The following is a 21303-nucleotide window of genomic DNA, read 5'->3' as shown; positions in this document are numbered from 1 at the left end:
AACTCAAGCTGAAGCTGACTCAGCGCTTTTTCTTCCGTCCGCCCGCGATCACGGCGATCACAGCCGCCAGAGCCGCCGCCGCGATGAGCACATAGAGGCCGATCGGGCTCGTGTCGCCGGTCCTGACATTGCCGGCGCTGGCAGCCGTGGCGCCCGTATCCGGGTTGACGCCGATCTCGCTGCCGTCCGTCTTCGTGCCGTTGCCCGGATCCTGCATTTTCAGCACCTGCACCCGGTTCGCCGCACTGTATCCGCCTCCGGGCAGCGACTCCACCGTAAAGCGGATTGACTCCGCCCGGTTGTATCCGGCCGGCGCCTGCACCTCGCGGATGTAATAGGTCTGTCCGAGCTGCAGCTGCGCCTTCACCATATGCGGGTTGATCTTCCCGCTCATCCAGCGCTCGATGACGCTGCCGTTCGAATCCAGCAGCTGCATGTAGGCGCCGCGGAGCAGATATCCGCCCTCGACGATCTTGTCGATCCGCACAGTGATCGGGTGGTCGTACCATTTCAGCGCGCCGCCGTCGCGCCCCAGCGTGAAGCCGCCGCTGCTGACGACACTGCATTCGACTCTCCCGCTGTTCCGGCTGTACCACGTCCGGATCACGACCGCGTTGGCGGAAACCTGATAGCCCGCCGGAGCCGTCTTCTCCACAATGGCATAATACTCATCCGGATAGAGGCCGCTGAAGGTGACCGATCCGGTGGAGGAACTGGTTCCTTCCTTGAACTCCTTAAGTGAATCAGCCACTTCGCCGCTGTTGTCAAAGACCTGACCGCCCTTCAGCCGGGCTGCCGCCTTCTGATATGTCTCGCCCGAGCGCTCGCCCTGCGTCGCGATCGGAATCCGGTACAGCTTAAATACGGCGCCGGGAAGCCCCAGATCCGGGTTGGCGGAGGACACCTTGCTGAACGAGAAACTTCCGGTGGTGTAGAGGTTCGTGATCGTGGCGCGGATGTGCATCCGGCTCATGTCCGGCTCATTCTGACCGCCGGACCTGGCCGCCTGATACCAGACGCCGATCTGCCGCTGCTTCGATCCGTCCTTATTTGTCACGACCGCCGTCGACTTGAGCTGGCCGCCGTAGTCCTTCACGACGACGTGCAGATACCAGACCGGGTTGAGTGACACATACTCTGGTGCAAGCTCATTCGTATCCTCTTCCAGCCGGTACCACTCGTCGCAGGGACTGGTGAAGAAGAAATGCGGCGTTTTGGCATCATACTTCTCCGCCAATGCCTCGCTGTAATGAACCGTCCCTGCAGGCTTCAGATTGACTTCACCGCTGCCGTTCAATTCTCCTGCAGCCGCGGCGGTACGACCGGTTCTTTCCTTGTACAGAGTGAAATGAAAACGGCTTGTTTCCGCTGTTCCCTCCACCTTCTTGGTGACCGGAATCCTGTACATCACCGGCAGCGGGCGGTATGCGTTCCTGAGGTTCACCTCGACCTGCTTCAGGGGGACCGCTTCCCCGGATTGTCTGTCCGTGACCCCGGTCAGCGTCACCCGGTTCCTGTCATTCGTGACGTCCGTCCCGTTCCGGCTGACCGTCACCTTCGACACGACGAGCGCATCGCCCGCCTTGTTTTTCTCCACCTTCACTTCGATGCGGTAGACGGCAGGCTGCTTCTGGCTGTCCGTCTTCGTATCCCAGTCGTAGCTGTAGCCAGTCGCGCCGCTGTTCTTCTCGGACAGTGTGTAGACATAGATGCCGGCCGTCTGATAGGTAAAATTCACCAGATTGGATCCGTCCGCGGCCCGCACCGCCGTCTGCGTATCGCCGGAGGCGGAGTAGTCCAGACCAGGCACCTTCTCTCCGCTGATCAGGCTGTTGATCTCGCCCGCCGTGAAGGACGCGTTCATCGTCCGGCTGATGGCCGTCTGCGAGACACCCTTCAGCGTGGCCGCAAACGACGAATCCCGCACCGGCGGCATTCCCCTCGTCCAGCTCAGCGTCTTACCGGCGCCGATGGTGAAGGAAACGGGCTTCAGTGTCTTCTTCGCAAATGTATTGGTGAACGGACCGACCCGGTAGACACTCTGGCTCTCGCCGTCAGTTTCCGGATCGAGCGCAATCTCATTCCCCTGCGGATCGATCTTCACAACCGCTGCCGTCAGCTTTCCCTCGTCATCGGCTGTGACGTCGATGCGGACCGTGAAGGTCTGCGGGTCGTAGGTGACGCCTTCCGCCCCGCCGTTCACCTCCGTGATCTCATAGACGGCGTTTCCTTCGCCGCTGAAGGTGATCGGCTCGAACGAAGCCGTTCCCTCCGCCGTGCTTTGTTCCGGGTTTGAGGTCAGGTCCGAAGCCTTCATGGTCAGAGACGTCTCGATCGGCTCCGCGTTCCGACCATCCGCGGACTGCCCATCGGCGTTCTCCGCGCCGGCTGTCTGTCCGTCTGTTCCTTCGCCGGCCGTTCCGTCCGATCCGTCTCCGGATGCCGCTCCGGTCTTCTTCAGCGTGAACCGGAACGTCTGATCCGCAGCCGGCGCCTCACCAGCCTGCCAGCTGAGAATCTTTCTCACGCCGAGCGTGACGCTGGCCTGCCCGTGATCGCCGTTCGGATCGATCCGGGACTGGTTCATGAACCGCAGAGAGGTGCCCGCGGTCACGTTCCCGGCCGTGAGCAGCATCCCCGATGAGGGTGTGCCCGTGAGATTGATGTTTGTGCCCGCAAAGGGCGCGAAGACGATGCCTGCTGTTCCGTTCATCGTCACATTCGCCGCGTTCGGAAGATTCCAGACGACGGAATCCGTCACCGCATTCAGTAACTCCGTCTGCGTCCCGTCCGACGTATTCCCCTGCTTTTCATCGATCGCGATCTGATACGCACCGAGCGTCACATCCGTCCCGGCATCCTTCGTAAAGGTAAAGATCAGTCTCTGCCCTTTCTTCTTCCGGATCACCAGCTTCCCGTCCGCGATCCGCTGCGCGGCCTCGGGCGTACTGACCGAAAAGAAGAAAACCGCGTCATCGCCCAGAGCGGCTGTATCGATCAGCATCTTATCCGACACCGTCAGCGCCGCATAGGCCCCCGCCGCTGCCGCCGCATCGTTCGTCTGATCCGCCTGCGCCGCTGCGACAGCCGGAACCGTCACGGTCGTATCGCCGACGGCGTCCGCGCCCGCCTTCCTGAGCACAACGGAGGGCCGGGCCTCCAGATTCTGTGAGATCGTCTGCGCATCCCGAATCAGCTCATGCACCCGGTCCGTGATCGCGTCCTCCGTCTGGTTCACGACCGATGCGCCCGCCGTATTCTCTCCGGCGCTCAGATCCGCCGCATCGCGCCCCGTGAGGTAAAGGACGGCCGGTGCCGTCTGCTCACCGGTCATCTGAACGGAGCTGTTCAGTCTGGCCGCCCGGTACATCAGCGGCACGCCGCCGGCCTGAGACGCCGCCAGCTGTACATCTCCTTGTACCGTCACGGCGGCAAAGTTCGACTGCTGGGATGGAGACTGAAACGTAATTTTCTCCGCCAGCATTCCATAATTCCAGAGCGGGCCGAAGAGATTCTGGAGCGAACTTCCTCCTCCCGGAAGGGCGGACGCCTCCGCCTTCGCCTTCTGCTGATCCTCCGGAATCTGAACCGTATACTGGCTGACGACCGGAACGGAGCTTGCTGCAGAAGAAGCCGCAGAGCTCGCGCCGCTGTCTGCGGAAACCGACGGAGCCGATGAGACTGTCGTTGAAGACGCACTGCCGGTTCCGTTCTCACCTGTGCTGTCCGTGCTGCCGGACCCGCCGTTTTCTCCCGAGCCGCTTTCAGCAGGCGTCGCGGACGGCGCCGGCGCAGGCTCCGGCGTCGGTTCCGGTGTCGGTTCTTCCGTCGGAGCCGGTGTCTCCGTCACCGCTGTGCCCGTCCCCTGCGTATCCGTATTCTGCTCCGTGACAGCCGGCTCTCCGCCTCCCGAAACGGCCCCGTCCGCCCACGAGGGAAAAGCTCCCGCCGACAGTGTAAGCGTAAGCGCCGTCAGGCATGTCAGCAGCTTCCGCGATGTATGTCTGAACATAAATCTGTTCCTCCATCCTGAGACATGAGTAAATCACATAAGTCTTACAGATGATTATATCACATACATTCTGCGGACAGCTCTTAATTCGCCTTAAGCCGCGATGCCCGGCCTTTCCTCCAGAGGATATAAAACACGCCGCGTGTGATTTTTCTTTACGCACTGTAAACTCACTGGCGGATCGTGCTATTCTTTTCGATGCGGAGAATACAAAATCCGCGGATCTGAACCTGTCACATACAGAGAAAAGAGGGGTGACCAGACTATGTATTGCAGAAAATGCGGAACTGAAAATCCGGAAAGCGCGCGTTACTGCCTGAACTGCGGCGAGCCGCTCGCAGCGAACGCCGCGCCCCGCACATACCACGACCCGCTGTCGGACGAATATAAGCCGATCAGCATGTGGGGCTATTTCGGGTATCAGCTGCTCTTCGGCATCCCGTTCGTGGGGCTGATTCTATTGCTCGTGTTCTCGTTCGGCGGAACTCGGAACATCAATCTGAAGAACTTCGCACGTTCCTACTTCTGCGTTCTGATCATCGTGCTGATCGTTCTGGCCATCCTCTTTGCCAGCGGCGCGATCGCGGGGATCTCGCAGATGTGACGTCCATCGCGTATGCGGCCAGCCTGCATAAAACAAAAGTCAATACTGAAGACGGGACGGAATCATATGCTTTCTGTCCGGCTTTTTCCCGAAACTCAGTCTTATCGTTCCCGGAAACGTGAGCATCGCCCGGAACCACTCTTTTGATTCCTTCATTCCTGATCGTCCGGCTCGTTTCTCACTTTGACAGAGCGGATGACCAGAATGTCCCGTCTCTGTCGTCCGTGAACCGGTACAGCGTCACCGCGCGCTGCCCCGCCGCCGCATCTGACAGCGTCAGTCCGTCCTTCTGATGCCAGGTGATCGGCGTGCCGATCTCGGAATCCTGCAGCAGCCTTCCGGATCCTGTCACCCGGTCGGCCAGCAGTGTGATGACGTCTCCCTCGTTCAGGGTAAGCTGCGTCTTCGCCGCCATCCCCGTCTCTCCGTCAGCATACAGCGGCTGTATCCCCGCGACGCGGCCTTCCGGATAAGCCGCGTCAAACACGGCGATCAGCTCCGACCTTCTCCCGTTGACGCGGCAGGCAATCCGGCCGGTCACGGTATAGCTGCTCCCGTCCGTCTCCGTGCCGAGATACTCAAGAGCCGCCTTCTGTCCGTTGACGCAGATCAGAGACTCACTCTTCTTACCCAAAAGGCGTCCGTCTCCGTCAAAATCCGCGCCGTTCACCGAACTCATCAGCAGCCATCCGGCCCTGTCCTCCAGCCATGTGCACCGGTCGGTCGTCTGGATCCTTTCCCATTGCGCCTCTGTCAGCGAAATCGTTTCCGTTCCTTCCTCTGTCATCTTCCAGAGAAAATCATCCGATCCGAGGGCTCCCTCAGAAGCTGTTTTTCCATGCGTAATCCCCTCCGGCTTCTCCGTGACGGCCGCTTCCGCATCGCGATCCGTTTCCGCACGGCTGTCCGCAGGAAGCGTGGCCTCTGCACTTTCCTTCTCCGAAGATGACTCCTTCCGATCCGCCTCCGCAACGGGCGCCCGGCCGGACAATGAGATAAACGGATCCGATCCGGAAGCGTCCCGGCCATTTTCTTCCGTTTCCCGGAACGTCTGAACCGCGCGCACGCAGCGCTCATCCGCCGAAAGACCGCGCAGAAGCCGGATCAGAGCGTCGGATTGTTCCGGATCATGATACGGGAAGCAGACAGCTATGCCGGATGCTCCGGCCGCATGATTCATGACCTGATACTTGACGGCGCTCCGCACCGCCGACGCCAGAGACTGTCCTTCCGCCGATCCCACTCTGTCGGCAAAGTCCGCCAGATCAATCTGATCGCTTCCGGTGACAAGAGCAAAGGAGAGCGAACGGCTGCGGGCGCCGGCGATCCCGGTATAACCGCCCGTCTGAATGCTTTTCGTGACAGACTCGGCAAAGCGCCCCAGCGCATCGGGAACCGTCGCGGAGAATTCCGCCAGATCCGTCACGGAGAGCGTCATCGGCAGTCCGGGGCAGATCCGGCCGCAGGCCCGGCTGTACGAATCGCAGATCGTTTTCCCAAGTTCAATGGTTTTCATGGAAGGATTCCGGGCCAGCGCGTTCAGCCACTCCGTGTAATCCCATCCGCATTCGGGTTCTGTCTCTTCTGAGGCGATCAGATAATCCGCGCAGGGCGCAAGCGCAAGTGCCTGACCGGCCGTCGCCGCCAGACAGGCATCACAGCCGATAAAATCAAACTTCACGCCGCCTCCATCCAGCGCGGTTCGCAGTTCGGGAAGCGTGAGGCCTTCCTCCGTTGTCCCGTCATACCCGTATCCGCGGAGCGGTCCGCCGCCATGATCCCACAGAATCAGTCCACTCCGATCCGCCGGAAACTTTCGTGCCGCCCAGCGGATGAAACCGGACAGCGTAGCGGGATCCGTCAGCTTCCCCGTGCCCGCGTTTTCTTCAAGACAGCGCAGTCCCCCGTTCTGAATCTGATAGATCTGATTGACGGAGGAACGGATCACGCTTGTTTCCCAGCCCGGACCCCCGCCTGTAAAGACAACCACATTCAGATGGCCAAGGTCCGCCGCCGTCATCTCTTTCAAGTCCTCGGCCGCCATACCGGCCGGCGTCTCCGAATCGGTCCCGAACAGATAGATCATGACCGTCACCCTGTCTGATCCGTCTCCCTTCAGCCGGCAGAATTTCTGACGCGCCTTTGGTGAAACCGACCGGTCCAGGACACCCTCCCCGCCCGCGTTTCCGGCTTTATCATCCGTCATTTCCTGTCCGACCGGGCGCGTTCTCGGATCGCCGGCGAAACCCTGCGGCAGCGCGGCCGCTTCCGTCTCCATCCCCCTCACCGTCTCCGCCGCGTTCCGGGATTCCGCGCCCTTGTCACGGACCGGTTCGACCGGTGCCGTTTTCATCGTCTCGTCACGAGGATGCAGCAGACGGACAAGCCCCGCACCGCCCCCGCAGAGAATCACAACCGCCAGCAGGATCAGAAAGACCGGATTCCCGCAGCGGCGGCCCTGCCTTCGTCTATTCTCCCCGGGCTCTTCCGGATGCACGGACCGGCGCCCCGAAATGATCCGTTTCATCCCCGACCGATTCCGCCTTTGCCTGCCAGACATAAACCTCCTCCCGGCTGCAGCCTGTCCTCATCCGCCCCCCGTTTACCCCCGCTCTGCATGCCTTATGAGGTAAGCGTATGGGAACGGACGCGAAAAGTCAATCTGTCCGGTTCAACACCGGAAGAGGTGCCGCCGCACGCCGCACTCAGATCAGTGACAGCGCGGGCACCATCAGGATCACCATCACCAGAAGCAGCATCACAAGCATCGGAAGCAGCATTCTGGTCCCCGCCTGTTCCCCCAGAACGGCCGCGTGTTTCTTCCTGTTTTCGTAAGCCTCTTCCGCCTCCCTTTCCAGTATCGCGGTCATCTCCTTTCCCCCTTTTCGGAGGTTCTGCGCAAGAACCGTCGCCAGCGTCCGGTATTCCGGAAGTCGTGCGCGCTTCCCGAGATTCCGGTAGGCGTCAAGTTCGCTCACGCCATGCCCCATCTCCTGACAGGTGCGCAGAATCTCCTCGCAGCCCGGATGCATTTCCACAGGACTTAGCGCCTCTCTTTTCCGGCATATTGTCATAACGTGCGTTCTTTTGCGGCGCCGCGCCGCGGCATCTGCCTCCTGCTTTTTCTGTCTCTGATAATCCGACGCGATCTGCTCAAAGGCTCTGCGGAGGCTGAGTCCCGCCGTCAGAAGAAGCACCAGCTTGCTGACAATCCCCGGATAATCCCGCCGCATCCGTTCTTCTCTCAGTGCTGCCTCGTTCCGGCTGCGACGAACGCGTGAATACAGATAACAGGCCGCAATCAGACATCCCGTCATCAGAAGGCTGACACCTGCCGTGTTTTCTCTCGAAGCCCACTCGGCCTTTTTCCCGTCGAGGGTATCCGGCAGGACGATCTTCGCTTCGCTGCCATCGTTCCCGTCAGCCACCGCCTCCTCCGCCTTTTTCCGGATCGCCTCTTTACCGGCGAGACGCTTCGGCATCACCCGAAGAGAAAAACGCAATTCCTCCGTCATCTCCTCACACGTCAGTGTCGCCGTGAGCAGCACGTCGGCGCCTTCCTCCGGCACCCGGTCCGTGACCGTCCCGTCAAAATCAAGGTACTCCGGCCGGCTTGTCATCCATGAAATTCTGACCGGCAGGCCGCTGATTTTCTCCGGCAGCTTCAGGCTCCGTTCGATCCGAATCGTTCCGCTTTTATCCCCCTGTCCGGCCATCCCTCCGAAAACCTCCGCGGGGAGACGTTCCCCGGCATTCCGAATCGCTTCCCGGACCTCCTTCTCACTCAGCTTTCTTGCGGCGACCGGCAGGTCGATGTCCGTCTCCTCTCCGTCTACCGTCAGAGTCAGCGCCTTCGTGTCGTCTCCGCTTCCGTATTCGTTCCGCATCAGATATCCATGGGCTGCCGTATCCTCTTCTCCCGTTTTCCATGTCATCAGCGCGCCGAGGAGGTTCGCCAGAAACAGGATGACCAGCGCCCTCGCCGCCATTTCCTTCGTAAGCGCCGCCGGTCGGTCCGGCATTTGTCCGAGGAGGAAAGCGGCAGAGGCGGAAAACAGACCCTTTGACCGGATGAACAGAACCAGATAGGCCATCAGGACCACCAGAAAAATCGAATATCGCTGAAAGTTCATCCGCCTCTCTCCTTCCGTCCCGGAAACTTGCCCGGCTCCGCACCCGGTTCGCCGCCCGGGATATCCGTCCGGTCACACCTCGATGCGCACGATACGCCGTCCCCACACGGCCGCCCCCAGATACCCGGCCAGACAGCCGGTCATAATCAGCACTCCCGGAAGATTGCCGTACATCGAATCAAGATATCCGGGAGAAGCAGCCCTCATATAGAAGATGATTCCGGCGGGCATTGCCGTCATGATCTTCTGCTCCAGCTGCTTGCCCGAAAGATTCGTCTCGATCTCCCTCTCCACATCAATTTTCCCCTCGATGCAGCCGGCCGCCTTCCTGATAATATCGGGGAGGCTGCCGCCCATCCGCTTGGCGGCGACAAAGACGGATGCAAAATTCTCGATGTCTTCAACGCCTGACCGGGCCGACAGATCAAGAAGCAGCTTCTCAACGGGCACCGCCATCCTGAGCTGTCCTGAAATCCAGAAAAGCTCTTCGGTCATCGGAGCCTCCCGTCCTTTGACCATCGCCAGATCCCTCGCCGCCTCGGGAAACGCATGTTCGACGGAGCGTCCCGCCCGGATGGAAATAGTCAGTGAATTGAGCGCATCACGAAAGTCATAGGAGAGTTCCCTCCTCCTTCCGGCAGCCGCTTTTCTGACCGCGGAGCGGAAGTACAGAGGGAACAGTCCCGTCAGAATCAGAGCCGCGATCCATGAATCGTAGAACAGCCAGCCGGCTGCGGCGGACAGCGCGCCGTAGCTCAGAAACAGCTTCAGCTTTTCCATGGATGAAAACCGGTATGTGTGATAATCCGTCCGTCCCCCTGCTTCCTTCATCCTCCACCTCGCTCCAGTTTCAGCGTATGCTTCAGTTCTCCGGTTCTGACCAGTTTTCCGGCCGCGTCATCGTAGCGGAACAGCGGGTTCATCCTTACTTCCCCGCCTTCAAGTCCGTCGAGCTCCGCGATTTCCAGCACCTTTCTGGACCTGTCCCGCAGCCTTCCGAGATGAATGAAAAGGTCAACGCCGGATGCGATCTGCCTCCGGATCGCCGGGAGAGGAAGCGGGAACGCCATCAGCACCATCATTTCCAGTCGGGACACCATATCCTCCACCGAATTGGCGTGAATCGTGCTCATAGAGCCGTCATGGCCCGTATTCATCGCCTGAAGCATATCTACCGCCTCTCCGGAACGCACCTCGCCGACCACGATCCGGTCCGGTCGCATCCGGAGAGCGGACTTGATCAGATCCCGGATCGTTACGGCACGGTTTCCTTCCATATTGGCATTCTTGGCTTCCAGCCGGACCAGATTTTCCACGCCCTGAATCCGAAGCTCGGCGTTGTCCTCGATCGTGATGATCCGCTCGCCCTTCGGAATATAATTGGAAAGAGCATTGAGAAACGTCGTCTTGCCTGCGGAGGTTCCGCCTCCGATGATCATGGAATAGGCGGCGCCCACCAGCCGTTCCAGAAACTCCGCCGCCTCCTGCGTGATGCTGCCGCAGGCGATCAGACCCTCCATCGTGATGGCATGCTCCGGAAACTGGCGGATCGTCAGGATCGACCCGTCAAGCGCCACCGGCGCTATCACCGCGTTGACACGGCTCCCGTCTGACAGACGGGCATCCACAATCGGATTCTGCTCGTTCACGACGCGGTTGCATTTTCCCACGATTCGCTGGATGACGTCATCCAGCTTCTCCCCGGATTCGAACGTTTTGTTCCACTTGCTGATCCGGCCCCGCCGTTCGATGAAGATGATATCCGGTCCGTTCACCATAATCTCCGTGACCGACTTGTCGTCGATCAGTTCCTGAAGGACGTCAAGACGCCGGACCGAGTCAAACAGCTTCCGCCCCAGGTCCACCCGTTCCGCTACGGAAAGGCCGCTCCGCCGGGTTCTGGCGAGGACAAGCGCATCGATCATTTCCCTGATCTCATCGTCATCCGCCTCGCTGTGCTCCTCCAGTATCTGCATCAGCTCGCCGCGCAGCGCGCCGAACACTCCCGTTTCCCGTTCACAGCTCATCTCTCGCAATGCATTCCTCCGCGTACGAGCCAAGCCGGCTGTACGGCATCGACTCAAACCACCGGTCGCCGCCGGAAGGAAGGCTGCGGTCATTCAGTCTCAGCCTCCTCAGCCGTTCGCCGATCCGTTCCTCTATGGTCATGTCCGCCGGCGCCTCAGGCTTCTCCTCTCCGTCCCCGCCGATCCGGCACGGCTGCTCCAGAAACGCCCGTATCTTCACATCCGCCATATAATCCCGGCGCTCCGGCATATAAATCAGATCACAAAGTTCCAGCAGATTCGGGCTGACCAGCGGCAGTATGCCGAAATCAATCAGCACCGCCTCGTAGGAGGAAGCTCCGGTCAATACCGTGATCAGTCTCTCCCATTCCTCGTCTTTCGTGAGAAAGAGTTCTCCGGGCGAGCGGAACGGCGGAATATAATCCAGACCGCCGACCGACCGTACCATCGTCATCAGTTTCGCCGCCGGCTTCTTCTCACCGGACCGGAGGTAATAGATCGCGTCGCCGAGATCCTGCTCATACTCCTCATGGAGAATCTCGGAAAACGCCGATCCGCATTCCAGATTCAGAAGGATCGTCGGCTTCTTTCTCGCAAGACACTGGCCGAGCGAAACGGCAAAAGCCGTCTTCATGCACCGGCCGACCGGAGAGAAGACGCCGATCACCTTCGCGCTTCGTTTCAGTATCTTCCCTTCTCCCTGCCCGCAGGGCGTCCGGGGATCCTCTCCGCCGTAGATCCGCATCACTTCCCGGATCACGGACGAAGCCGCCTGATACTTGAACACACAGTTTTCCTCCTCCGTCCTGCTTCCGGTCAGACGGATCAGCATACCGTCCGTCCACTTCTCCAGCTCCTCTGTCAGATCCTTCTCCGCCACAAGAAGAATCGCCGGCCGGTGTCGGAGCAGAAAAATCCTGAGCTGTGCCGCGTCGGTGAAAGCTCTGATCTCAAAAGGAATCCGGTTCCGGCGGTTCGCGTATTCCATAAAGCTCACCGCATAGCCCGCCTCCGAGTCCATCATCGCCAGAATCTGTCTCCTCATCGCGCCTCCTCTCCCCGTTCAGAACATGCCGCCCGCGTAGCACATCGCCGCCATCAGAACCGGAACCGTGAAGTGGAAGTTCTCGGTCCGCTCTGTGCCTCCGGTCCGGTAAGGCGCCCATTTTCCGGTCCGGAGTCCCCGGCTCACCCATGACGAGAAATACAGAAGCCGTCCCTTCACGCCGGAAAAGGCCAGCATCAGCACCAGCGAAAGGACGCCTCCGAACACCAGCACCACGGCGAGAAAGGGCCAGAAATCCGCCGCGCCGGTGAGCGCTCCCAGCGCCATCAGAAGCTTCACGTCTCCCGCCCCGATCATATGGAGACGGAAGAGCGGCCAGCCCAGCAGGAGAGGAACGGCCGCTCCCGCCGGGCAGAGCCAGAACGTCGCCGGCTCCGCCAGATGGCACAGCACGGCGGCGGTCAGACCGGCCGCGGACAGCCAGTTCCCGATCCTGCCGCTTCGGAGATCGGAAACAAGGGCCGCCGATGCGACCGCAAGCACTGCGATTCTCACCATCATCCTCTCATCCTCCTTTTCCGTCCGCACCGGACCGCTCCTTTCCCGGCAGAACCCGGAAGACGTCCCCAGTCCGCCTCTTCCCCTGTTCTCCCGCCGCGGCCGCTTCTCCCTCACCCCGAACCGGCGGCTCGTACTCAGACTATACCGGGCGGATCCCCGTCCCGGCAATCCGGAATCATGGACGAATCTCGCCGCTTATCTTTCTGCAGAAATACCAAAGATTGCTGTCGGGAATAGGTTTCCGGTGACATCGGGCGAAATCTGTTGCCCCGCCGCCGTTTTCGGGATGCTATACTCTTCATGTGACTGCGGGCCGGCGCGCGAAGATCGGACGATCCGCCGGCAGCGGAGCGGAATCCCCTTCGTGCCGCCGACCTGCCCGCAAGTCCGGAAGAGGTTGAATATGAACGGAAAAATCGAAAAGCTCGGCGCCTTCATCTCCTCACAGGCGGAAGCGCATCCGGGCCGGACCGCGCAGATGCTGGCGGCCGCCTACGATATTGTCGGGATGCAGGCGGCGCATTTCCCCTCCGGCTCCTACACACGCTCGCGGGAGTATCTGCAGTCCTACACCGCGCGGCTTCTGGCGAAGCTGCTCCGCGACCCTGCCCGCTCCGCGGTCGTCAACATCTTCATGCCGAGCGAGATTTTCTGCGCCCTCGACATGCCCATCATGGCGCCCGAAGCACTGGCCACCTATGTCGTCAACACGGCCAGCGAACGTGTCTTCATCGACCGGGCCGAGGAGGGCGGCGCGCCGGATACGTTCTGTTCCTTTCACAAGGTGCTGACCGGCATGGCGGAAACCGGCGTCATGAAGAGGCCCGCGATGGTCGCGAGCACCTCCCTCGCCTGCGACGCGAACCAGCTGACCTTCCGCCATCTGGCCTCTCTCTGGAACGTCCCGCATGCGATGATCGACGTGCCGCAGAGTGCGGACGAGGACGCGGTCGCCTACGTCGCCGGGCAGCTCCGGGGGATGGCCCGCACTGCGGAGGAATGCGACGGGGCGCGGCTGAATCCGGACCGGCTGAAAGCCTGTGTCGCGCGGAGCGCCGAACAGATCCGGAATTTCCGCACGTACCTCCGGCGGCGGTCCCAGGTGCATTTTCCCGAATCGCTCACTCCGGAGATGCTGAACATCGCCTGCAATCACCTCTATCTCGGCACAGAAGCGGGACTTGCCTATTCGCGGCTTCTTCTTGAGGATGTATCGCGTGCGCCGCGCCGCACCTCCGAAAAGCGGATCGTCTGGATGCATGTCCTTCCGAACTGGCAGGAAACCATCAAAGATCTCTTTCAGGGAAGGGACAACCACAGAGTCGAGATCGTCGCCAGCGATCTTGCCGTCAGCGCCCTGATCGACATGGACCCGGACCATCCCTACGAGAGCATGGCGCGGCGTCTTGTCTCCGACAGCTTCAACGGCCCCGGCTCACGCCGGATCGGAGCCGCGCTGGAACTGGCGAAAAGCATGGAAGCGGAAGGCATTCTGATCTTCTGCCAGTGGGGATGCAAGCAGACGCAGGGCATCGCGCTGGCGGCAAAACGCACCTTCGAAGAAGCCGGCATCCCGGCGCTGGTTCTGGACGGAGACGGATGCGACCGCACCAACGGAGGCGCCGAGCAGATCGTCACAAGAGCCAACGCGTTTATCGAACAGCTGGAGGAACAGTCATGATCACCTATATCTGCAAATACACGCCTCTTGAGCTGCTCGCGGCGATGGGCGTCCCTCTCGAGGAACCGAACCGTGACGTCGATGACTTCCGCCACGCCGATTCCGTCATTCACAGCTCGGTCTGTTCCCACGCGAAGATCCTGCTGGAGGAATGCATGACGGGCCGGGCGGACGGGCATGAGCTGGTCCTCACCAGCTGCTGCGACACCGTCCGCCGGGTCTTCGACACCGTCGGCGCAAACCCCGAGATCCGGCAGCGTCTCTCCGGTCTCATCATGCTGGATCTGCCCCATGAGAACTTCGGCCATGCGGTTGATCTGTACGCCGGCGAGCTCGCCCGTCTCGTCGGATTCTATGAGGAGCGGGGCCGTACGCTGGACCGGCAGCGCCTTGTGGAGCTCTGGAAACAGCAGGCGGACAACTGGGCGGTGTTCAGCGAACAGGGCGCGTTTCTGGCGATTCTCGGTGCAAGGGTGAGCAATGAGCTGCGGGCCCGGATCCGGAACGCGATGCCGTTTCCCGTGATCGACCTCTCCTGCGGAGGGCTTCGCTCGATGCCTCAGCCGCCGGAACGGTTTCTCACCCGGATCTGTAACTGCACCGGGGCCGAAAACGGCAGGAGCGCGGAACTTCCGCTGGACGATCTGCTGCATGCCTACGCGGAAGCGTTGCTGAACCAGCTTCCCTGCACCCGGATGGAAGACGTATCCCGCCGGTCGGAGATTCTCTCCATGCCCAATCTGAAAGGCATAATTTACCATTCGGTGAAATTCTGCGACTACTATTCCTTTGAGTACGCCGCGATCCGCCGCTCGTCGGCGCTTCCCGTTCTCAAGATCGAAACCGATTTCACCGCGCAGAGCGAAGGACAGCTGGATACCCGTCTTATGGCCTTTTCCGAAAGCCTTACGGAAAACGGCTCCCGCCGGTCCTTCGGAGAAGAAGACGGCCCGGTTCCCTCAGATGTCCGGAGGGCGGCCGCTCCGTTCCCGCTTCGCCGTCTGATCAGAGGACTGAAAGGAGAAAACAGCATGAAAAATGAAGAAAAGGGCGCTTCCCCCCGTTCCGCGGCGCCGGATGACGCCGCGCATGCCGGCGCAATTTATGTCGGCATCGACTCCGGATCCACCTCGACCAATGTGGCAGCCATCAGCGAAAACGGTACGGTACTGGCCTCCTGCATTCTGCGGACCGGTGCTCGCGCCGGCACCGCGGCGGAAAAGGCCTACGAGGACGTCCGCGTCCAGCTGGGACGGAACGCGTCGAAGATCCGGAAAGTCGTCGCCACCGGTTACGGCCGTGCCTTCATCGGCTTCGCCGACAGCACGAAGACCGAGATTTCCTGCCACGCGCGGGGCGCTCATTTCGCCGATCCTTCCGCGCGCTGCGTCATCGATATCGGCGGTCAGGACAGCAAGGTCATCTGCCTCGACGAGGACGGAAACGTGATGAACTTCGTGATGAATGATAAATGCGCGGCCGGAACCGGCCGTTTTCTGGAAATGATGGCCCACACGCTGGAAACCGATCTGCCGCATATGAGCAGTCTGGGCCTTAAATGGAAGAAGGATCTGACGATCTCGTCAACCTGCACGGTGTTCGCGGAATCGGAAGTCGTCTCGCTGATCGCGGAAAACACGGATCCGGCCGACATCGTCCATGCGCTGAACAAATCCGTGGCCGGCCGAACCGTCGGTATGGTGAAACGGGTCCGCGGAGACGGCCCCTTCATGATGAGCGGCGGCGTCGCGCGGAATGCCGGCGTTGTGAAGGAGCTGGAAAACCGCCTCCACGCGCCCGTCAGCGTAGCTGAATATCCCGACCTGATCGGAGCGATCGGCGCCGCGCTGTTCGCCCGCGAGGCGGATCACTGAGCATCGGCAGACCCGCCCCGCCGTTCTGCCTTCCAGTCCTGATAAGAAGAGGGCGCGGCTCAGCCGCGCCCCCGCTCCCACCTCCGGTATCGGCGCAGCACAGCCGGCGCCGCCCCTCAGCGAACCGGCTGCTGCGCCGGGACAAACAGATCTCTGGTCTTCTCCCAGATTTCCTCCGCGATGATATCCGGTTCCCGGTCCCCGTTCACGATCAGGACCCGCTCGGTATCTTTCATCCTCCCGAAGGCGTCCAGATACCGCGCGCGCGTCTCCGTCAGCCGGTCCGTTCTCTCAAAAAGCTCCTTTGTCATCCTGTTCCGGTCGATCCGTTCCATCGTCACCTTCGGATCCACGTCGATGAATACCGTGAGGTCGGCCTTCAGCAGCTTCGCGCAGGGCGCGTTGGCCTCAATGATCCATTCCATCGGAAGATCGACGCTCTGATAGGCATAGGAAGAGAAATAATAACGATCCTCCAGCACATTGACGCCGGCCCGCAGGAACTTCAGAAGACCGTTTGTTTCATTCTGAATATGATCCAGCCGGTCCGCGACGAAAAGCGCGGCGATCGCGTCATTCGTCGTCCTGACACGTCCGATCATGATCTGATGAATCAGCGCACCGAATGGAGAATCGTTCGGTTCCGCGGAACGGAATACCGGATAGCCTTCCTTCTCAAGCCTTTTTTTCAGCATCCGGATCTGCGTGCCCTTGCCGCTTCCGTCGATGCCCTCAAAAACGATCAGCGCTCCTCTGTTCATTCCGTTCCCTTCTCCGTCTTTCCGCTCTTCTCAGCAGGAAGCCGTCCGAACACCCTCATCGCCGAGGCAAGCCGTGCCGCCAGCGTATCGCTGAGCGCACCCTCTCTGACCCGCCACTTCCAGTTCCCGCCCGTCGTCGAGGGCTGATTCATCCTCGCCGCGGAACCGAGTCCCAGCAGATCCTGCGCCGTCACGATCGCCGTATCCGCCGGCGAACCCCAGACGCCGCGCATCATACCCCAGCTTATCCCCTCCGTCTCATGCAGGCCGAGATACGTGCAGGCGCGGTTCTGAGCGGCGGCCGTCTCAGATCGGAACCATCCGGCGGCCGTATCATTGTCATGCGTCCCCACATAGGCCACAGAGTGACGCTCATGATCATGCGGAAGATAACCGCCCCCGTCCTCCGTGTCAAAGGCAAATTGCAGCACCTTCATACCCGGATACCCGGTTTCCGCCAGAAGCTTCCGCACATCGTCGTCCAGCAGTCCGAGATCCTCGGCGATCAGGTCCACATCGCCAAGCTGCTTTTCCACTTCCCTGAAAAAAGCAATCCCCGGTCCCTTGCGCCACCGGCCGTTCCGGGCGGTCCGGTCGCCGGCCGGAATATCATAGTAGCCCGCGAAGCCGCGGAAATGATCGATCCTCACCACATCATAGATGGAGGTGACGTGCTTCATCCTCCGGATCCACCATGCGTAGCCGTTCCGTCTCATGTTTTCCCAGTCGAAGAGGGGATTGCCCCACAGCTGGCCGTCCGCGGAAAAATAATCCGGCGGACAGCCGGCCACACCGGTCGGAAGAAGGTTTTCATCCAGCTGAAACTCCTTCGGGGAGGCCCAGACGTCCACGCTGTCCGCGGACACATAGATCGGCACATCGCCGATGATCCGGATTCCGTTCTCATTAGCATACGCCTTGAGCGCCGTCCACTGCCTGTGAAAAAGGTACTGTACGCCCTTCCAGAAAGCAATGTCATCGGCGCATCTCCGCCGCACCGCCGCCATCGCCTCACGCTCACGGAACCGGACCGGTTTCTCCCATGTCTGCCAGGAAGCGCCGTCATGCGCATCCTTCAGCGCCATGAAGGTCGCGTAATCATCCAGCCAGAAACTGTCCGGTTCCGCCTCAAAAGCCCGGACCTCCGCCCCATCCTTCGCAAGCAGCCTGCTGACGGCCTTCCGCAGAACCGGGTAGCGTTCCGTGTACAGCCGTCCGTAATCCACGCTCTCCGGATCCGCCCCCGAGGCAAGAGCGGCATAATCGGACTTCTCAAGGAGTCCGTCCTCCTCGAGCAGATCCAGATCGATAAAATACGGATTGCCCGCAAAGGTAGAAAAGCTCTGGTACGGGCTGTCGCCATAGCTCGTCGGCCCGACCGGCAGAATCTGCCAGTATGTCTGCCCCGCTTTCTTCAGAAAATCCACAAACTCACGGGCTGCTCTGCCCATCGTACCGATCCCGTACGGTGAAGGCAGGCTCGAGATATGCATCAGAATCCCTGCTGCTCTCATGAACGTGACTCCCTCCCAATCTCTCCGGGCTTCCGCCCGATGCGTTCCGCTGCTCAAGCATGCTCCTGAAAAATCCATTTCATCATAGCAGAAAGCGGACAAAATGGAAACACGGAGCATCCCGGCTTTTGCCCCGGCTTTTGCCCCGGCTGCTCCGTGCCTGCTTTCCTGTATCGCATCGTCTGCGGCGGTCCGCTCCGCCGTGCCGTGCCTCGATTCCGCGTCCGCCGCGGCGTATCCTGTCCGGCTGCGCGGCTGCGTTTGCCTGGTTTCCGTCTTACGCCAGCTCCAGCACCAGCGCCTGATAGCCCTTCAGCGAAACGGTTCTTCCGTCCTCTCCGATCTCCGTGTCTCCGCAGTTGTCGAGGATCACCCGGGCGATCTTCATATCCTCCGGAAGGGTCATCCTGCGCTCCTCCTTCTGATAATTGCCAATGACCAGCAGCGTCTGCTTCTCTCCTTTCCGGAGGAAGGCCATCAGATTGTGCACATCCGCCATAAACGGCACAAACTCGCCGTACACGACCGTGTCCGCGTACTTCGGATCCTTGCGGAGAGCGGTCAGCTTCCGATACCACATCAGAACGGAATCCGGATTCTTCTCCTCATCCTCCACGTTGATGCTCGTGTAATTCGGATTAACCCGGAGCCAGGGTGTGCCGTCCGTGAAACCGGCGTTCTTTCCCGCCGTCCACTGCATCGGCGTCCGTGCGTTGTCACGGCTGAACTGATTGACCGCGCGGAGTGCCGCCTCCTCCGACAATCCGGCTTCTCTGGCGACCTTGTACTCGTCGATCGTAGAGATATCGTCGACCTCATCGATGGAGTGGAGCACGATATTCTCCATGCCGATCTCCTGGCCCTGATAGATGAACGGAAGGCCCCGCTGCATGAACTGCATCGTCGCGAGCAGCTTCTTGCTCGTATCCGAGAGATCGCCCTGCGGAATGTAGCGGCTCACACCTCTCGGCTCGTCGTGGTTCTCGATGATCGTCGAGACCATTCCCCGGTCTCCGATCACCTGCTGCGTCTTGAAGCAGGCGTCCCGGTACTCGTCCGGCGTCACCGGCTCAGCGGCATACCAGCCTTTTTCGCTCTGACCGCAGACTGTCTCGCGGAAATCGAACATCGAGGAGAAATACCCGTTTTCTCCGATGAATTCCGGAATCTGCTCGTCAGTCTCATTGAAGATCTCTCCGACGGAAAATGCATTGTGCTTCGCAAACGTCTCGTCCCGCATCTCACCCAGCAGACGGCCGATGCCTTCCGCACGGCCGATCATCTGTGACGCCGTCGTCAGACCGTCCTCTCTGTCGGGCGCGTAATTCTGCTCCGTGAACGGAAGGGCTTTCTTGATGTTCATGATGGCGTCAAGACGGAATCCGGCGACGCCGCGGTCCAGCCACCAGTTGATCATCTTGTAGATCTCGGCTCTCAGCTTCGGATTCTCCCAGTTGAGATCCGGCTGCTTCTTATGGAACAGATGGAGATAATACTTGTCCGTTCCCGGAACCTTCTCCCACGCGCTTCCTCCGAAATAGGAACGCCAGTTGTTCGGCGCATGGCCGTCGACCGCGTCCTCGAAAAAGTAATACTTCGCGTACTCGCCCTCGGGGTCCGCCAGCGCCTTCTGAAACCACTCATGTTCATCCGATGTATGATTCACCACCAGATCCATGACGATGTACATCTGCCGCTTCTTCGCTTCCGCGATCAGCTTCCAGAGGTCCTCGTTCGTCCCGAAGCGCGGATCGATTCTGTAGTAATCGGCAATATCATACCCCTCGTCCGCCAGCGGCGACACATAGCAGGGACTAAGCCAGATCAGGTCAACGCCCAGATTCTTCAGATAGTCAAGTTTCTCCGTGACGCCGTTGATGTCGCCGATTCCGCTTCCCGTCGTATCATTGAAGCTCTTCGGATAGATCTGATACGCGGTCAGTCCGTTCCACCACTGTTTTTTCATTCGTTCTGTCTCCTTTTCCGTTTCCATCTTGCGTTCCGCAGCTGTTTCCCTCAGAATGACAGTGGCCGTTCCGAAATCCGGAACGACGTGAAGGGAGAAGCCATTGATCACCATCAAGGAAATCGCCGAGCTGACCGGTGTCAGTACCACAACCGTCTCGAATGTCATCCACGGCAAAACGCATAAAGTCTCAAAAAATACAATTGACAAGGTTCAGCAGGCCCTGAAGGCCGGAGGATACGTCCAGCGGCAGGGTCTCGAGGCCCTCACCAGCCGCCATGCGCGTCTCGTCATGGCCGTCGTTCACACGACGCGGCGCTATGTGAACACCCCGGTCTCGGATCCGTTCTTCGGCCAGGTCATCGGCGCCATCGAGGAAGAGCTGCGCGCCTGCGGCTACTACATGCTGCTCTACATCGACTCCGATATCGACCGGATTTTCGAGACGGCGCTCTCATGGAATGTGTCCGGCATCATCGCGGTCACGATCTCCTACGTCAACTACCAGAAGCTGCGCTCGCTCTCCGACTGCCCGGTGGTCGGAATCGACGTCCACAACGATGCGCCGGAAGGTGAGCCGATGCACGGCCTTCACGTGACGCTCGACGACTATGCCGCCGCTTTCGCGCTCGGCCGGTATCTCACCGGCTGCGGCATCCGGGACGTCCTGACTCTGGCGGAGGGCCGCGTCGGATCCAGCTTTGACCGCTGGCAGGGGATGACCGACGCGCTGTCCGGGATTCCCGGAACCAATGAGCGGGTCACGGCGATCAGCCCTTCCGGCCGTCTGGTCATGCCGGACGACCCGGAGCGCCGTCACCTCCTGCTCCGCGCGGTGCTTCCGCTGGCCGGCCACGACTGCGCCCTGTTCTGCACATCGGATCAGCTGGCCTTCTTCGTGCTGCAGTTTCTCTCCTCCAACGGAATCGAGGTGCCGCAGCAGCTGTCCCTCTGCGGTTTTGACGACAGCCCCTACGCGGAGTTCTCCTCTCCGAAGCTGACGACCATGCGTCAGGACTTTCCCTCCAAGGGTCAGGCGGCCGTCCGGCTGCTTCTCGATGCCATCGATCATCCGTCCGGCGAAGACCGTATCGTCACCCTGACCGCCACACTGGTCGTCCGCCGCAGCGTCCGCTCCGTGTGGCAGCGGACATAAAGCCTTCC

At 60.5% G+C, this 21303-nt stretch carries 14 protein-coding genes; 4 read left to right on the top strand and 10 right to left on the bottom strand.

Annotation, left to right across the window (positions count from 1 at the left end):
• Nucleotides 1-19: 19 nt before the first annotated feature.
• A complete protein-coding gene (locus G4C92_RS09335; RefSeq protein ID WP_274939593.1) occupies nt 20-4012 on the bottom strand; it encodes a Spy0128 family protein in 3993 nt (1330 codons plus the stop codon).
• Nucleotides 4013-4277: 265 nt separating this feature from the next.
• Here G4C92_RS09335 and G4C92_RS09330 point away from each other — a divergent pair, with 265 nt between their 5' ends.
• Complete coding sequence (locus G4C92_RS09330) at nt 4278-4616, top strand: zinc ribbon domain-containing protein (protein ID WP_274939592.1); 339 nt, start codon at nt 4278-4280, stop codon at nt 4614-4616.
• Nucleotides 4617-4794: 178 nt separating this feature from the next.
• Here the strand turns inward: G4C92_RS09330 and G4C92_RS09325 are convergent, their stop codons facing one another.
• The 6 genes from G4C92_RS09325 to G4C92_RS09300 all read right to left on the bottom strand — a co-directional run bounded on the left by G4C92_RS09325 (nt 4795) and on the right by G4C92_RS09300 (nt 12343).
• Complete coding sequence (locus G4C92_RS09325; RefSeq protein WP_274939591.1) at nt 4795-7143, bottom strand: clostripain-related cysteine peptidase; 2349 nt, start codon at nt 7141-7143, stop codon at nt 4795-4797.
• 178 nt (nt 7144-7321) lie between these two features.
• Nucleotides 7322-8749 carry an immunoglobulin-like domain-containing protein gene (locus G4C92_RS09320; RefSeq protein WP_274939590.1) on the bottom strand — a complete coding sequence of 476 codons (1428 nt, stop codon included), beginning with the start codon at nt 8747-8749 and terminating at the stop codon, nt 7322-7324.
• A 72-nt stretch (nt 8750-8821) separates the two neighbouring features.
• A complete protein-coding gene (locus G4C92_RS09315) occupies nt 8822-9580 on the bottom strand; it encodes a type II secretion system F family protein (protein ID WP_274939589.1) in 759 nt (252 codons plus the stop codon).
• Nucleotides 9577-10776 (bottom strand): CpaF family protein, encoded by a 1200-nt coding sequence (locus G4C92_RS09310; RefSeq protein ID WP_274939588.1) that lies wholly within the window; start codon nt 10774-10776, stop codon nt 9577-9579. The genes G4C92_RS09315 and G4C92_RS09310 overlap by 4 nt, the downstream gene beginning before the upstream one ends.
• Nucleotides 10766-11821, bottom strand: a complete 1056-nt coding sequence (locus G4C92_RS09305; RefSeq protein ID WP_274939587.1) for a P-loop NTPase family protein — start codon at nt 11819-11821, stop codon at nt 10766-10768. The genes G4C92_RS09310 and G4C92_RS09305 overlap by 11 nt, the downstream gene beginning before the upstream one ends.
• Before the next feature lie 18 nt (nt 11822-11839).
• The gene (locus G4C92_RS09300; protein WP_274939586.1) at nt 11840-12343 is read right to left on the bottom strand and encodes an A24 family peptidase; all 504 of its coding nucleotides are present in this window, start codon (nt 12341-12343) and stop codon (nt 11840-11842) included.
• Nucleotides 12344-12746: 403 nt separating this feature from the next.
• Between G4C92_RS09300 and G4C92_RS09295 the strand changes: the two genes are divergently transcribed.
• Nucleotides 12747-14024, top strand: coding sequence for a 2-hydroxyacyl-CoA dehydratase subunit D (locus G4C92_RS09295; RefSeq protein ID WP_274939585.1), 1278 nt, complete (start codon nt 12747-12749; stop codon nt 14022-14024).
• Nucleotides 14021-15898 carry an acyl-CoA dehydratase activase gene (locus tag G4C92_RS09290; RefSeq protein ID WP_274939584.1) on the top strand — a complete coding sequence of 626 codons (1878 nt, stop codon included), beginning with the start codon at nt 14021-14023 and terminating at the stop codon, nt 15896-15898. Before G4C92_RS09295 ends, G4C92_RS09290 begins: the two co-directional genes overlap by 4 nt.
• Before the next feature lie 116 nt (nt 15899-16014).
• Here the strand turns inward: G4C92_RS09290 and tmk are convergent, their stop codons facing one another.
• The 3 genes from tmk to G4C92_RS09275 form a co-directional block, all read right to left on the bottom strand.
• Nucleotides 16015-16659, bottom strand: coding sequence for a dTMP kinase (gene tmk / locus G4C92_RS09285; protein ID WP_274939583.1), 645 nt, complete (start codon nt 16657-16659; stop codon nt 16015-16017).
• On the bottom strand, nt 16656-18173 hold the full coding sequence (gene malQ, locus G4C92_RS09280) for a 4-alpha-glucanotransferase (protein WP_274939582.1): 1518 nt from the start codon (nt 18171-18173) through the stop codon (nt 16656-16658). Before malQ ends, tmk begins: the two co-directional genes overlap by 4 nt.
• Nucleotides 18174-18450: 277 nt before the next feature.
• Complete coding sequence (locus tag G4C92_RS09275) at nt 18451-20139, bottom strand: alpha-glucosidase (RefSeq protein ID WP_274939581.1); 1689 nt, start codon at nt 20137-20139, stop codon at nt 18451-18453.
• 103 nt (nt 20140-20242) lie between these two features.
• Here G4C92_RS09275 and G4C92_RS09270 point away from each other — a divergent pair, with 103 nt between their 5' ends.
• Nucleotides 20243-21295 (top strand): LacI family DNA-binding transcriptional regulator, encoded by a 1053-nt coding sequence (locus G4C92_RS09270; protein WP_274939580.1) that lies wholly within the window; start codon nt 20243-20245, stop codon nt 21293-21295.
• Nucleotides 21296-21303: the final 8 nt, after the last annotated feature.

The sequence above is a fragment of the Chordicoccus furentiruminis genome (genome assembly GCF_019355395.1).
Taxonomy (GTDB): Bacteria; Bacillota; Clostridia; order Lachnospirales; family Lachnospiraceae; genus Chordicoccus; species Chordicoccus furentiruminis.
The sequence above is the reverse complement of the archived record's forward strand: the minus strand, read 5'-3'. Positions and strand labels throughout refer to the sequence as shown.

Coding starts and splice junctions, on each gene's coding strand:
- G4C92_RS09335 (WP_274939593.1), bottom strand. CDS start 4,012: ATGTTCAGACATACATCGCGGAAGCTGCTGACATGCCTGACGGCGCTT.
- G4C92_RS09330 (WP_274939592.1), top strand. CDS start 4,278: ATGTATTGCAGAAAATGCGGAACTGAAAATCCGGAAAGCGCGCGTTAC.
- G4C92_RS09325 (WP_274939591.1), bottom strand. CDS start 7,143: ATGAAACGGATCATTTCGGGGCGCCGGTCCGTGCATCCGGAAGAGCCC.
- G4C92_RS09320 (WP_274939590.1), bottom strand. CDS start 8,749: ATGAACTTTCAGCGATATTCGATTTTTCTGGTGGTCCTGATGGCCTAT.
- G4C92_RS09315 (WP_274939589.1), bottom strand. CDS start 9,580: ATGAAGGAAGCAGGGGGACGGACGGATTATCACACATACCGGTTTTCA.
- G4C92_RS09310 (WP_274939588.1), bottom strand. CDS start 10,776: ATGAGCTGTGAACGGGAAACGGGAGTGTTCGGCGCGCTGCGCGGCGAG.
- G4C92_RS09305 (WP_274939587.1), bottom strand. CDS start 11,821: ATGAGGAGACAGATTCTGGCGATGATGGACTCGGAGGCGGGCTATGCG.
- G4C92_RS09300 (WP_274939586.1), bottom strand. CDS start 12,343: ATGATGGTGAGAATCGCAGTGCTTGCGGTCGCATCGGCGGCCCTTGTT.
- G4C92_RS09295 (WP_274939585.1), top strand. CDS start 12,747: ATGAACGGAAAAATCGAAAAGCTCGGCGCCTTCATCTCCTCACAGGCG.
- G4C92_RS09290 (WP_274939584.1), top strand. CDS start 14,021: ATGATCACCTATATCTGCAAATACACGCCTCTTGAGCTGCTCGCGGCG.
- tmk (WP_274939583.1), bottom strand. CDS start 16,659: ATGAACAGAGGAGCGCTGATCGTTTTTGAGGGCATCGACGGAAGCGGC.
- malQ (WP_274939582.1), bottom strand. CDS start 18,173: ATGAGAGCAGCAGGGATTCTGATGCATATCTCGAGCCTGCCTTCACCG.
- G4C92_RS09275 (WP_274939581.1), bottom strand. CDS start 20,139: ATGAAAAAACAGTGGTGGAACGGACTGACCGCGTATCAGATCTATCCG.